Below are 12,795 nucleotides of genomic sequence, written 5' to 3' on the forward strand. Positions count from 1 at the left end.
GAATGAGCCAAAGCATCGTTCCTTCCCCCGAATTGATCGCCGTTGTCAGACGGTGGAACGATGCCGTACGCCTCAAGGACCGCGCGACCTTGGTCAACATGCTCTCGTCTTCTGAGCATCTGCGGTATCAGGGATCAGCGGAAAACGAGGAGTGGTCGGGGCAGGTTTTTCGCCGAGGGTTTGCCGATCACACGAAAGAAATCCCCGACTTTGAGTGGGATGAACACTCGCTGGAAGCGTTTGAATGCGGCAACGCGGGCTGGGCGCATTGCACCGCGACATTGACCTTTGCCTCGAATGGAAAGTCTGCATTTCACCGGTTTACATTTGTTTTGCATCTTGAGGACGGCGTCTGGAAAGTCGTGCAGGCGCATGTGTCCAACCCCACCTCGAACATGAAAAAAATCGGGATCGAGCACACTGCGCTGAACGTCCTGATAGACGCAGCGCGTCACGAATTTCAACATGATCAGACCGAAGGCACCGCTTCGGTCATGTTTACTGACATCGCGAATTCGTCGGTGATCACCCGGCGATTGGGTGATCGCAGATGGGCAGAGGTTATTGCGGACCATTTTGCCCTGACCTCGCAGATGATCGAGGCGAATCGCGGCCGGATGATCAAATCGCTTGGAGACGGAACCATGTCGATTTTCGCCTCTCCTCAAAACGCGTTAAGGGCGGCGATCGAAATCCAGAGCCGAAACGCGGCAGCAGCTTCCGACGCCCCATTTGGGCTGCGGATCGGCATTCACACCGGAGATGTCATACAGCGGAACGAGGATTTTTTCGGATCGGTCGTCAACAAGGCAGCCCGTGTCACCGATATCAGCGGGCCAAACGAAATTCACGTCACCGACGTAACGCGCCTTTTGGTCGGGGCAGAGGATAACTTGGTATTCAGACCACCTGCGTCAGTCTCGTTGAAAGGATTCGGCGGGCAGCAAGTTGTCTATCAACTGGATTGGTCTGCGAATTGAAGCAAAGACCAAGTTACTTTTGCTCTCTTTTTTCAGCAAAAAACCGGCGCAACAGATCTTCACACTCGGCCGCAGCAATACCATCGAATACTTCGGGCTTGTGATGCGCTTGTGGATGCGAAAACACCCGCGCGCCATGCGCCACGCCGCCCGATTTGGGATCGGCTGCACCATAATACACCCGACGAATACGTGCAGCAGACAAGGCCGCAGCACACATCGCGCAGGGCTCCAACGTGACGTACAAGTCATGCTCGAGCAGACGCTCGGACCCAGCCTCGGCGCAGGCTGCGCGCAAAGCGAGTATCTCGGCATGTGCAGTCGGGTCATTCAGTTCTCGTGTTCGGTTTCCCGCTGCTGCGACCACCCGGCCACCCTGCACAATGACGGCGCCCACGGGAACCTCGCCGCGTTCGGCAGCCGCGCGCGCCTGATCTATCGCGATATTCATGTAAGACCTGAATGCCATGCCCCTGACTGCATCAGAAACCTGTCTTTCGCAAGGCGGCGGGATGCGCTATGGGCTGCGGATGACACAAACCCCTCCTCCCGGCGACCGGATCGCCAAAGTGCTTGCCCGCGCGGGCGTCGCCTCGCGCCGTGAAGCCGAACGCATGATCGAAGCTGGTCGTGTGACCGTGAATGGCAAGCCCATCACCAGCCCCGCCCTGAACGTCACCGGCAAAGACAGGATCACTGTTGACGGCAAGCCGGTGTCCGAACCGGAACCGTCGCGCTTGTGGTTGTATCACAAGCCCCCCGGTCTGGTGACAACGACGCGGGACGAAAAGGGCCGCGCGACGATCTTCGACAACCTGCCCGAGGACATGCCCCGAGTCATGAGCGTCGGGCGGCTGGACCTAAATTCCGAAGGGTTGCTGCTGTTGACCAATGACGGCGGCATCAAGCGCAAACTGGAGCTGCCCTCGACCGGATGGCTGCGCAAATACCGCGTGCGGGTGAATGGCCGCCCCAAGGACGAGGATTTTGCCCCCTTGCGCAAAGGGCTGGTTATTGAAGGCGAGCGGTTTTTACCCATGGACGTCTCGCTGGACCGTCAACAGGGCGCGAACGCATGGCTGACCATCGGCTTGCGCGAAGGCAAGAACCGCGAAATTCGCCGCGCGATGGAGGATATCGGTTACGCCGTGAACCGCCTGTTGCGTGTGTCTTACGGGCCGTTTCAACTGGGCAGCCTGAAGCCCGGCGAGGTCGAAGAAATTCGTCGCCGCGTGATGCGCGACCAATTGGGTTTGGACGCGGCCCCGGAAGCGCAAGCCAAACCCAAGGCTCGACCGCAAAGAAAACGGGCACCGATCGGCAAGAAATCTCGCAAGTGACGCGGGTTAGGCAACCTTCCCCCTAGCGTACACGCCCCTCATGCCCTAAATTTTATGTGAGGATCGTCTTTGGGGGGCATCATGTCCGGAACCGGAGTGCAGAAACTGGCCTACGCGGCCCTGGTGGTGCTGTTGTTTGGCGTTTGCACCGGCCTTCTGGGGGGCTTGTAGACGCATGGCCAAACGCTATGGCGGAAAATATAGCCCACACGGTGAAGCCGAACCGACCGAACAGCCGTCGCGTGGTCAGTTCGACGGCGTCCGGGTAGAACCTGCTGGTGCCCGCACCAACATTCTGTTCATCCCTCCCATACCATTGGTGTTTCTGTCGCTGAACGATGGCGCACTTGGCATGACCATTGGCCTGATTGCAGCGGCGCTGCTGACCGGCGCGGCGTTTCTTCTGCGCGAGGGTCTGCGCGCCGAAGCGGCTTATAACGCCCGTCGAACGGCGCGACGGCCCGCTATTCCGCGCAAGATCTTTGCCAGTGTTCTCACGGGGCTTGGTACGGCGTTGGCGTCTTACAGAGTGGAATTTCTGGACGCAGCAGCGGCGTCAGACGCCGGCATCATCGCGCCTGTTCTGTTTGGCCTAGCAGCCGCGGCGCTGCATTCCGTGTCTTTCGGACTGGATCCGATGAAAGACAAGGGAATGGAGGGCATCGATACCTTTCAACAGGACCGCGTGGCCCGCGTGATCGAAGATGCCGAGACCCATCTGGCCGAGATGACGGATGCAATCAAACGCGCAGGCGACCGACAGATCGAGGCTCGCGTTGAACGATTTCAGGACACTGCGCGCGAATTATTTCGTACGGTCGAAGAGGACCCGCGCGATCTCGCGGGGGCGCGCAAATACCTGACCGTCTATCTGCAAGGTGCACGTGATGCGACCGTCAAATTCTCGGATGTCTATGCCCGCACGCGGGACGCACAAGCCCTTGCCGGTTACTCGGAATTGCTAGACGATTTGGAGCAGAATTTCGCGGCTCGAACCCGCAAGATGCTATTGGATGACCGCAGTGATCTGACGGTTGAAATTGACGTGTTGCGCGAACGGTTGCAGCGCGAAGGCGTCCGGTTGGACTGACCGGCCACTATTGCAAGAGAGGATTTCCCCATGTCCGACGAAATCAAGAATAAGGCGGTCGAAGCCGAGACGATGGTGCAGGAAGTTACTGCAGTTGCCCTTCCCGACCCCACCGCCGAGGTCATCTCGCTGGAGGATGCCGACGAGCCTGTCAGTGCCGAAATTCGCAAGCGGATGGACGAGATCGATATGGGCAACACCAACTCGATCGTCGCGTTCGGGTCTTCAGCGCAAGCCGAACTGCAGGAAATAAGCCAAGCCATGTTGGCCGACGTACGCAACAAGGATGTTGGACCAGCCGGAGACAGCCTGCGCAACATCGTGACCACCATTCGCGGTTTCTCGGTCAGCGAGCTGGACGTAAGGCGCGAACGAAGCTGGTGGGAAAAACTAATGGGCCGCGCGGCGCCATTTGCCAAGTTCACCGCGCAATACGAACAAGTACAGGGCCAGATAGACCGCATTACTGACGATTTGTTGGCGCATGAGCATACGCTGCTGAAAGACATCAAATCGCTGGATATGCTCTATGAAAAGACGCTGGGTTTTTACGACGAGCTGGCGCTGTATATCGCAGCGGGTGAGGAAAAGCTGACCGAACTGGACAGCCACGATATCCCCGAAAAAGAGGCCGCCGTTCAGGCCGCCCCCGAAGATGATCAGGTTATGAAAGCGCAGGAATTGCGCGACCTGCGCGCCGCACGAGATGATTTGGAACGCCGCGTGCATGACCTGAAACTGACCCGACAGGTGACGATGCAGTCACTGCCCTCAATCCGCTTGGTACAGGAAAACGACAAGTCGCTGGTGACCAAGATCAATTCGACATTGGTGAACACCGTACCGCTGTGGGAAACCCAACTGGCGCAGGCGGTTACTATCCAGCGCAGTGCCGAGGCTGCCTCGGCCGTGCGTGAGGCCAACGACCTGACAAATGAGTTGCTGACCTCGAACGCGGCCAATCTGCGGCAGTCGAACAAGATGATCCGCGAAGAGATGGAGCGCGGCGTGTTCGACATCGAAGCTGTAAAACAGGCCAATGCTGATCTGATCGGAACGATCAATGAAAGCCTTGCTATTGCCGATGAGGGCAAAGCCAAACGTGCCGCCGCCGAAGAAGAGCTGCAGAAGATGGAGGCCGAGCTGCGCGACACGCTGGCCTCCGCCAAGGCCCGCAAGGACGGCATCGGCGACAATTCCGGCACCGCTGTTCCGGGCTGATACGGTGGCAGGACTAAGGACACTCAGATATGCATTGGGGTGCGTTGCGCTTTGGGCCTTAGCCAGTTGCGACGAAACCCTGACCGCGTCTGCAGTGCCTGAACCCCGCCCTGCGCCGGCAACGCCCGCGCCCAACGCCTATGTCGCGCCCTCGGCCGCCAGTCAGGATCTTGCACGGTTTTACCAGCGGGTCGAACGCGATCTGGTCACGCGCGGCCTGCTGCGCACAGATGGCGGGGGGCCAGATACGCCCTACGACGCCAGCGACCTTGAGCGCAATTTCGACGTGATTGCGTTTTACAACGAATATCCCGACCATGCCGTCACCGCGACGACGTACAGCACCGAGGGGCAACTCAGCCGCTGGACCACCCCGGTTCGTGTCCAAATTGAGTTTGCGCCCACCGTGGAACCAAAGTTGCGCGAACAGGATACCGCTCAGGTCAACGCCTACACCGAAAGGTTAGCGAGACTTACCAGCCACCCGATTTCTGTCGTCACAAGAAAACCGAATTTTCATGTCTTTTTTGCAGGCAAAGACGACAGCGCATACGTGGTGTCACGCCTCAAGGAGCTCGCGCCGGGGATCAGCCAACCGGTCCTTGAACTGGTCGCAAACCCTCGGGCCAATATTGATTGCTTTGTAATTGCGTCCCCCACTAACCGGGCGCCGAACCAGTTCGTGCGGGCCGTGGTACTCATCCGAACGGAATTGCCGGACTTGCTGCGCCGCAGTTGCATCCATGAAGAAATGGCGCAGGGTCTTGGCCTGTCCAACGACAGTCCGGCCGCACGGCCTTCGATCTTTAACGACGATGACGAGTTTGCTCTGCTGACCAGCCATGACGAGAAACTGCTTTCAATGCTTTACGATCCGCGCCTGCAACCGGGCGTGACGGCACAGGATGCCCGCCCCGTGGTGCGGATACTGGCACGTGAATTGATGGGCCAGCCGCTATAGGCCCAAGGATAAGGAGGCCCCAATGGGTATTTTCGATTTTCTGACCGGAGAATTCATCGACGTCATTCATTGGGTCGACGACACCCGTGACACAATGGTCTGGCGGTTCGAGCGTGAAGGCCATGCGATCAAATACGGTGCCAAGCTGACCGTGCGCGAAGGTCAGGCCGCCGTTTTTGTGCATGAAGGGCAACTGGCGGATGTATTCACGCCGGGCCTTTATATGCTTGAAACCAACAACATGCCGATCCTGACGACCCTGCAGCATTGGGATCACGGTTTTCAGTCTCCGTTCAAATCCGAGGTCTATTTCGTCAACACGACCCGGTTCAACGATCTGAAATGGGGCACCAAGAACCCGATCATGCTGCGCGATCCCGAATTTGGGCCAACCCGCATTCGGGCCTTTGGCACCTATACGGTGCGGGTGAAGGATGCCGCGAAGTTTCTGGTCGAGATCGTCGGCACCGATGGCGAATTCACCATGGATGAGATCAGCTTTCAGATCCGCAACATCATCGTGCAGGAATTCAGCCGCGTGATTGCGGGATCGGGCATTCCGGTTCTGGACATGGCGGCCAACACCGCCGATCTGGGCAAACTGATCGCGGCTGAGGTCTCGCCCGTGCTGGATGGGTACGGGTTGGAGATGCCTGAGTTTTACATCGAAAACATCTCATTGCCGCCGGCGGTCGAGGCGGCGCTGGATAAGCGCACATCCATGGGTCTGGCCGGTGATTTGGGCAAGTTCACCGAGTATTCTGCAGCCGAGGCGATGACCGCAGCCGCCAACAACCCCGGTCAGGGCGGTGGCATGGGGGCCGGTCTTGGTATGGGCATGGGAATGGCGATGGCGCAGCAGATGGCGAATATGGCAGCGGGTCAACCGAGCGGCCCGTGGGGCAGCTCCGCCCCCGCTGCCCCGCAAACAGTTGCACATGCGGCACCGCCGCCCCCGCCTCCGGTTGAGCATGTTTGGCATATCGCCGTCGACGGGCAGACCAGCGGGCCGTTTTCCAAGGCCAAGATGGGCCGAATGGCCACTGACGGAGAGCTAACCCGTGACACCCATGTCTGGACCGCCGGTCAGGACGGCTGGAAAAAGGCGGGCGAGGTGCAGGAACTGGCACAGCTGTTCACCATCCTGCCGCCACCGCCGCCGGGGGCGTAATCGGTGGCCGACGTCAAGGCGGAGTCTCCGTATTCTCGGCGCGATCTGGGATGTGCGGTGAAACTCTCTGCGCTGTTGGGCTGGGTGGGCGTTATCGGCGTACCGCTGTTTGCCAGCCTGAGCCGTGAAGCTCTGGACGTGGACTCTGTGTTCCTTGTGTTTTGGTACGCGTTGTTTGGCCTGCCAATATCGTTTTTTATTTGCTGGCTATTGGTCAAACCCTTTCTGCGCTTCATGATGCGCCGCCGGATCAATTATGTACGTGCGGCCATTTGGGGCGCAGGGATTGCGGTAAACCTCATCGCCATTCGACTGACCTTCAGGTTCTTCAGAAGCTGGCTAATGTCGCAGGATCCTAAAAGCACATCCAGCTATGGCGGCGGGACTGACACCATCTCGATCAACGGTGTCTACACCGACTATGGTTGGTGGGTATTTGCAAAGAACTCTCTGAATTTCGTCGCAATCTGCATCCTCTCGGCCATGGTTGTTCGTTTGATAATTGGCCCCGGGAGCAGCGCCACGACCACAGAGGCCAAGCTATGACCGAAGAACACCGTTTCCCCTGTGACCAATGCGGCGCGGATTACCGTTTCAACCCGGGCGATGGCACTTTGACCTGCGACCATTGCGGCCATTCGGAACCCATCGGCGCAGGTCCGTGGGGCGGGGCCAGCCTGAAAGAGCTGGATTTCGACACCGCCATCGCCGACCGGCTGCCCGATACCGAGATCGAGGAAACGCGCGTTCTTTCTTGTCCCAATTGTGCGGCCCAGGTCGAATTCGACCCAGCCACCCATGCCGCCGAATGCCCATTCTGCGCCACGCCCGTGGTGACGGATACCGGAGTCAACCGGCACATCAAGCCGCGCGGCGTGCTGCCTTTTGCGCTGGATGAGCGGGTTGCGCATAAGGCGATGGGCGATTGGCTGGGCCGGCTGTGGTTTGCGCCTAACGGGCTCAAGGACTATGCCCGCAAGGGCCGGAAAATGCAGGGTATCTATGTGCCCTACTGGACCTTTGATGCCGACACCCAGTCCAGCTACCGAGGTGAGCGCGGCACGGTCTATTACGAAACCCGCACTGTCATGCGCGATGGCCAGCGGGTGCAACAGCAGGTTCCCAAAGTGCGATGGTCGCCCAAATCCGGGCGGGTGGCGCGTTTCTTTGACGATGTGCTGGTGCTGGCCTCTCGGTCCCTACCCAAAACCTATACCGACGCGCTGGAGCCTTGGGATCTGCCTGCGCTGGAACCCTATCAGCCCGAATATCTGGCCGGGTTCCGGGCCGAGGCGTACTCGGTCGAGCTGAAGGAAGGTTATACCGAGGCGCGCGGCCATATGGCCCGCGTGATCGAGCGGGACGTGCGCTTTGATATTGGCGGCGACCGTCAGCGCATACACGCGATTGATACCGATGTGCGGAATGTCACCTTCAAACACATCCTGTTGCCCGTCTGGATGGCGGCCTACAAGTATCGCGGCCAGACCTATCGGTTCGTGGTGAATGGCCGCACGGGACGGGTACAGGGCGAACGCCCATGGTCTGCAATCAAGATCACCATCGCCGTTGCGCTTGGTTTGCTGGTTGCCGCGGGGGTTGGCTATCTGATCGCGACCGGTCAGCAATAGACAGACACAGTACCAGCCGGATAACTGCTTGAACATCCTTTGGTCAGACGCCATCCTGCGCGTCGTCAACGCCGAGGGGAGAGGCCAGTGTGACGCTATCCAAATTGAACAAATTGCTGGACGAGCGCCATTCCTGTCGCGCTTTTCGCCCTGATCCGATTCCAAAAGACCAGATCGAGCAAATACTGACAAGCGCGGCACGTGTGCCAAGTTGGTGCAACGCACAGCCATGGGACGTTGTCGTTACCAGCGGTGCCCAAACCGACACCTTCCGAAAAGCGCTACAAGAAGAGGCGACCACTGGCGCGCCTGCGCCTGATCTGCCCTTTCCGACGTCATATTCTGGCGTTTACAAGGACCGTCGCCGCGAATGTGGCTGGGCCTTATACGAAGCGGTGGGCGTTGAACGCGGAGACCGATCCGCCTCCGCAAAACAGATGATGCAAAACTTTACCCTTTTCGGTGCGCCTCATTGCGCGATTGTGTCCAGCCCGGCCGAGCTGGGCTCATATGGTGCAATGGATTGCGGCGGTTTTGTCACCGCCTTTACGCTGGCAGCGCAGGCTTTGGGCGTGGCGACCATCCCGCAGGCAGCCGTGGCCAGCTACGGCCCATTCCTGCACCGGTTTTTCAACATCCCTGACGACCGGCTGATCCTTTGCGCAATTTCCTTCGGCTATGCGGATTCAGAGCATCCGGCAAATGGATTTCGTACAACACGCGCTGCACCAAGTGAATTTATCACCTGGGCCGATTAACTAAAGGAGCAGCACTTGCGGGCCGTTTTACAAAGAGTTTCCAAAGCCAAGGTCAGCGTAGATGGTGTTGTCGTTGGGCGGACCGGTCCCGGCCTGATGATTCTGGTTTGTGCCATGCAGGGCGATGACTTGGTTAAAGCAGAGCAGTTGGCGACCAAAATCGCAAAACTGCGAATTTTCAAGGACGACGCCGGCAAGATGAATCGGTCGGTTCTGGATATCGGGGGCTCGGCGCTTGTGATCAGCCAGTTCACGCTGGCGGCAGATACGACACGGGGAAACCGGCCCGGTTTCTCAGAAGCTGCCCCGCCTGAGATTGGCGAGCACCTGTACGAAGAATTCGCGCGCTTTCTGGACGCGCAAGGCATACCTGTCGAAACCGGGCAATTCGGTGCGGATATGGCCGTGGAACTGGTAAATGACGGGCCGGTCACAATCTGGGTGGAGAACTGATGAATCAAACGCAAAAGGCAATACGCATCTGGCAAGCAGGCGTGGATGCCGTTGGCGGCCACGCCGCAACGCAGACAGCCCTTGGTGATATCCCAGCGCCCGACCAAATTCTGGCAGTGGGAAAACCTGCAGCGGCAATGGCCCTCGCCGCGCTTGAGCATTTCGGCCCGGTGCCAACCCTTGTCGTCACCAAGGACGATCACGGACGGGGCCTGCCTGATCATGTAACGGTGATCGAGGCGTCTCATCCTGTTCCTGACGCGCGCAGTCTGGACGGTGGGCGTGCGCTGCGACAAACCGTGGAAGGAATGGGAGCTTCGTCGCACCTGCTACTGCTCGTGTCAGGCGGCGCATCATCGCTGGCGGAAGATCTGGTACCGGGCCAGACGCTGGATGATCTTGAGCGATTGAACAAACGGCTTTTGTCCCAAGGGCTTGATATCACTGCGATGAATGTCGAACGTCGCAAGATATCCCGGATCAAGGGGGCCGGATTGCTGTCCCATTTCAAAGGGCGCAAAGCAACGGTTCTGGCGATCTCGGATGTGCCTGGGGATGATCTGAGTGTCATCGGCTCGGGGATTGGAGCGCTACCCGATACCCGTGATTTCGAAGCATCGGCACAGATTGTGGCCTCAAACGCCCACGCCCGCGCGGCCGCTGTCCGACAGGCCGAGATCGAAGGCGCAGCGGTATTTGCCGATGAAGAAGCTTTGCACGACGATTTTCTTGCCGTGGCAGCGACCCTCGGCCCTCGCCTGCGCGACATGCCAAAGGGAGTTATGATCTTTGGAGGCGAACCGACGGTTGTTCTGCCGGACGATCCGGGACGCGGCGGGCGCAATCAGGCGCTGGCGCTGGCATTGGCCAAGGAAATCGCTGGCGTCGAAGGGCTGACGGTGGTCGTAGGCGGCACTGACGGCACCGACGGTCCGACGCAGGCGGCAGGCGGTATTGTCGATGGAACCACTTGGGCAGACGGCGCAGAGCAAGCGCTTCAGAATGCCGACAGCGGCAGTTACCTTGAGCGTGCAGATGCTTTGTTGGTGACTGGCCCCACCGGAACAAACGTGATGGATCTGCTTGTCGCAATTCGCTCTTGAATTGACGATTTTTATCTCACCCGAAACGCACAAGACCACGAGACTGATCCGATGACTCATCCCTCCAATGCGCTGCGCGAGATCGAAGACCTGCCAGATATCGGTATTCACATGCCAGATGGGTGCCGCCTGTCTGCCCGCGTTTGGCGACCGGTGGATGCGCAGGACGATCCTGTCCCTGCCATTCTGGAGTTCCTGCCCTACCGCAAACGCGACGGCACCGCGACGCGCGATGCCCTGACACATCCTTGGTTCGCTAAGCGCGGTTACGCCTGCATCCGGGTCGATATGCGCGGAAATGGCGACAGCGAAGGGCTGATGGAGGACGAATACACCCAGCAAGAGCTGGACGACGCCGTCTCGACGATCCGGTGGCTGGCCGACCAACCCTGGTGCACGGGTCAAGTTGGGATGATGGGGATCAGCTGGGGCGGTTTCAATTCGTTGCAGGTCGCTGCAATGCAGCCCGAGGCCCTAAAGGCGATCATCACCCTCTGCTCAACCGCAGACCGCTATGCCGACGACATCCACTACAAGGGTGGTTGCCTGCTGAACGAAAACCTCGGCTGGGGGGCAACAATGTGGTCGTATTCGTCACGCGCTCCTGATCCGGCACTGCGCCCGAACTGGCGCGAACTATGGCTGGATCGACTTGAAAATGAACCATTCCTGCCGTCGGTCTGGCTGCGGCATCAGACTCGGGATGCCTATTGGCAGCACGGCTCGGTCTGCGAGGATTTCGGTGCTATCCGGGCCGCAACCCTTGCCGTCGGAGGATGGGGTGACGCCTATAAAAACACTGTTCCTCTGCTGGTCGAACAACTTGACGCCCCAGCCAAAGGGATCGTGGGACCATGGGTGCACAAGTACCCGCATTTCGCGATCCCCGAGCCCCGGATTGGGTTCCTGCAAGAGGCGCTGCGCTGGTGGGACCACTGGTTAAAAGGCCGAAATACCGGAGTGGACCAGGACCCGGATTACCGTGCCTATCTTATGGACGGCGTTCGCCCGCAACGGTGGTACACCGAACGTCCCGGCCGCTGGATCGCTGAAGAAAAGGGCGCGACCTCGCACTTGCCTGTTCAGACTTTGGCGCTGACCGAGGACGGGTTGGGCACGTCAGGCGCGTTGGACGCTCGCATCCGGTCGCCGCACACCTGCGGGATGGAAGGCGGCGAGTATTGCGCCATCTGGCTCGGCCCGGACATGCCCGGTGATCAGCGGGGGGACGACGCGTTGTCTGCTTGTTTCGACGGCGCAGTACTGTCCGATGATTTGGATATCGTTGGCGCACCTCGACTACGGCTTCGCGTCAGCGCTGACAAACCACAAGCACAGATTGCCGTGCGTCTGAACCACGTGCACCCCGACGGTGCGTCGACGCGTATCACCTATGGGGTCCTTAATCTGTCACACCGAGACAGCCACGCGACCCCGTCTGCCCTGACACCCAACGTACCCTTCGAGATAGAATTAGACCTCGACCATATCGCGTACCGCGTTCCCAAAGGGCACCATTTGCGTGTCGCAATCTCAAGCGCTTACTGGCCGCTGATCTGGCCCTCGCCCGAGGCGACCGAGCTTCATATGACCAAAGGTGAGATCGATATCCCTCTCCGCCCGTCATCCGGGGACGAATGGGTGTTCGAACCCGCCGATTCTGAAACCCCTCGCGATGTCGACACTCTGCGTGCAGACAGCAACAAACGCCGTGTAGAAACAGACATGAACACGGGCGAAACGCACTTGATCATCGAAGATGATTTTGGGTTGATCACAGATAAACACCACGGTCTGACACACGGGGGCACGGCCACTGAAAAATGGTCTATTCACCCCGAAGATCCACTTTCAGCGCGCGGTCAATGTGTTTGGACACAGGAAATGCGCCGGGATGACATTCACCTGCGCACCGTGACCACTTGTGAAATGTGGTCGGATATCAACACCTTTTACCTGAAAGCCAAACTGACCGCCTATGAGGACGGGACAGAGGTTTTTTCAAAGGAAACGGAGGATTCGATCCCGCGCGAGCAGATGTGACTCAGTGCGATGCAAATGTATGACAATAAAACTTGCCCGGTGGG

The 12,795-nt window shown here is 59.0% G+C and carries 13 protein-coding genes; 12 read left to right on the forward strand and 1 reads right to left on the reverse strand.

Going from position 1 to position 12,795, the window contains the following annotated elements; all coding sequences use genetic code 11:
- The first annotated feature begins 2 nt into the window (after nt 1-2).
- On the forward strand, nt 3-980 hold the full coding sequence (locus tag AC2TAD_RS11315; protein ID WP_480867738.1) for an adenylate/guanylate cyclase domain-containing protein: 978 nt from the start codon (nt 3-5) through the stop codon (nt 978-980).
- 13 nt (nt 981-993) lie between these two features.
- Here the strand turns inward: AC2TAD_RS11315 and AC2TAD_RS11320 are convergent, their stop codons facing one another.
- On the reverse strand, nt 994-1,449 hold the full coding sequence (locus AC2TAD_RS11320; RefSeq protein WP_480867740.1) for a nucleoside deaminase: 456 nt from the start codon (nt 1,447-1,449) through the stop codon (nt 994-996).
- Here AC2TAD_RS11320 and AC2TAD_RS11325 point away from each other — a divergent pair.
- From AC2TAD_RS11325 to AC2TAD_RS11375, 11 genes are all read left to right on the forward strand, one after another.
- A complete protein-coding gene (locus AC2TAD_RS11325; protein WP_480867742.1) occupies nt 1,448-2,320 on the forward strand; it encodes a pseudouridine synthase in 873 nt (290 codons plus the stop codon). The two genes, AC2TAD_RS11320 and AC2TAD_RS11325, sit on opposite strands and share 2 nt — an antisense overlap.
- A 175-nt stretch (nt 2,321-2,495) precedes the next feature.
- Nucleotides 2,496-3,410, forward strand: coding sequence for a 5-bromo-4-chloroindolyl phosphate hydrolysis family protein (locus tag AC2TAD_RS11330; protein ID WP_480867744.1), 915 nt, complete (start codon nt 2,496-2,498; stop codon nt 3,408-3,410).
- 30 nt (nt 3,411-3,440) lie between these two features.
- A complete protein-coding gene (locus AC2TAD_RS11335; protein WP_480867745.1) occupies nt 3,441-4,631 on the forward strand; it encodes a toxic anion resistance protein in 1,191 nt (396 codons plus the stop codon).
- A gap of 4 nt (nt 4,632-4,635) precedes the next feature.
- A complete protein-coding gene (locus AC2TAD_RS11340) occupies nt 4,636-5,592 on the forward strand; it encodes a DUF2927 domain-containing protein (RefSeq protein ID WP_480867746.1) in 957 nt (318 codons plus the stop codon).
- 22 nt (nt 5,593-5,614) lie between these two features.
- Nucleotides 5,615-6,763, forward strand: a complete 1,149-nt coding sequence (locus AC2TAD_RS11345) for an SPFH domain-containing protein (RefSeq protein ID WP_480867748.1) — start codon at nt 5,615-5,617, stop codon at nt 6,761-6,763.
- A 3-nt stretch (nt 6,764-6,766) separates the two neighbouring features.
- The gene (locus AC2TAD_RS11350; RefSeq protein ID WP_480867750.1) at nt 6,767-7,309 is read left to right on the forward strand and encodes a hypothetical protein; all 543 of its coding nucleotides are present in this window, start codon (nt 6,767-6,769) and stop codon (nt 7,307-7,309) included.
- Entirely contained in the window at nt 7,306-8,394 is a 1,089-nt protein-coding gene (locus tag AC2TAD_RS11355) for a TFIIB-type zinc finger domain-containing protein (protein ID WP_480867752.1), read from the forward strand. The genes AC2TAD_RS11350 and AC2TAD_RS11355 overlap by 4 nt, the downstream gene beginning before the upstream one ends.
- An 89-nt stretch (nt 8,395-8,483) precedes the next feature.
- Nucleotides 8,484-9,152, forward strand: a complete 669-nt coding sequence (locus tag AC2TAD_RS11360; protein WP_480867754.1) for a nitroreductase — start codon at nt 8,484-8,486, stop codon at nt 9,150-9,152.
- A gap of 15 nt (nt 9,153-9,167) precedes the next feature.
- Nucleotides 9,168-9,605 (forward strand): D-aminoacyl-tRNA deacylase, encoded by a 438-nt coding sequence (dtd, locus tag AC2TAD_RS11365; protein ID WP_480867756.1) that lies wholly within the window; start codon nt 9,168-9,170, stop codon nt 9,603-9,605.
- Nucleotides 9,605-10,708, forward strand: coding sequence for a DUF4147 domain-containing protein (locus AC2TAD_RS11370; protein ID WP_480867757.1), 1,104 nt, complete (start codon nt 9,605-9,607; stop codon nt 10,706-10,708). The genes dtd and AC2TAD_RS11370 overlap by 1 nt, the downstream gene beginning before the upstream one ends.
- A gap of 51 nt (nt 10,709-10,759) precedes the next feature.
- Nucleotides 10,760-12,751, forward strand: coding sequence for a CocE/NonD family hydrolase (locus tag AC2TAD_RS11375; RefSeq protein ID WP_480867759.1), 1,992 nt, complete (start codon nt 10,760-10,762; stop codon nt 12,749-12,751).
- Nucleotides 12,752-12,795 lie beyond the last annotated feature (44 nt).

Source organism: Ruegeria sp. HKCCD7628 (genome assembly GCF_057221005.1).

What these genes read in the sequence shown, in the direction of transcription:
- AC2TAD_RS11330 (WP_480867744.1), top strand. Translation starts at nt 2,496, where the DNA reads ATGGCCAAACGCTATGGCGGAAAATATAGCCCACACGGTGAAGCCGAA.
- AC2TAD_RS11335 (WP_480867745.1), top strand. Translation starts at nt 3,441, where the DNA reads ATGTCCGACGAAATCAAGAATAAGGCGGTCGAAGCCGAGACGATGGTG.
- AC2TAD_RS11345 (WP_480867748.1), top strand. Translation starts at nt 5,615, where the DNA reads ATGGGTATTTTCGATTTTCTGACCGGAGAATTCATCGACGTCATTCAT.
- AC2TAD_RS11315 (WP_480867738.1), top strand. Translation starts at nt 3, where the DNA reads ATGAGCCAAAGCATCGTTCCTTCCCCCGAATTGATCGCCGTTGTCAGA.
- AC2TAD_RS11320 (WP_480867740.1), bottom strand. Translation starts at nt 1,449, where the DNA reads ATGGCATTCAGGTCTTACATGAATATCGCGATAGATCAGGCGCGCGCG.
- AC2TAD_RS11375 (WP_480867759.1), top strand. Translation starts at nt 10,760, where the DNA reads ATGACTCATCCCTCCAATGCGCTGCGCGAGATCGAAGACCTGCCAGAT.
- AC2TAD_RS11325 (WP_480867742.1), top strand. Translation starts at nt 1,448, where the DNA reads ATGCCCCTGACTGCATCAGAAACCTGTCTTTCGCAAGGCGGCGGGATG.
- AC2TAD_RS11355 (WP_480867752.1), top strand. Translation starts at nt 7,306, where the DNA reads ATGACCGAAGAACACCGTTTCCCCTGTGACCAATGCGGCGCGGATTAC.
- AC2TAD_RS11370 (WP_480867757.1), top strand. Translation starts at nt 9,605, where the DNA reads ATGAATCAAACGCAAAAGGCAATACGCATCTGGCAAGCAGGCGTGGAT.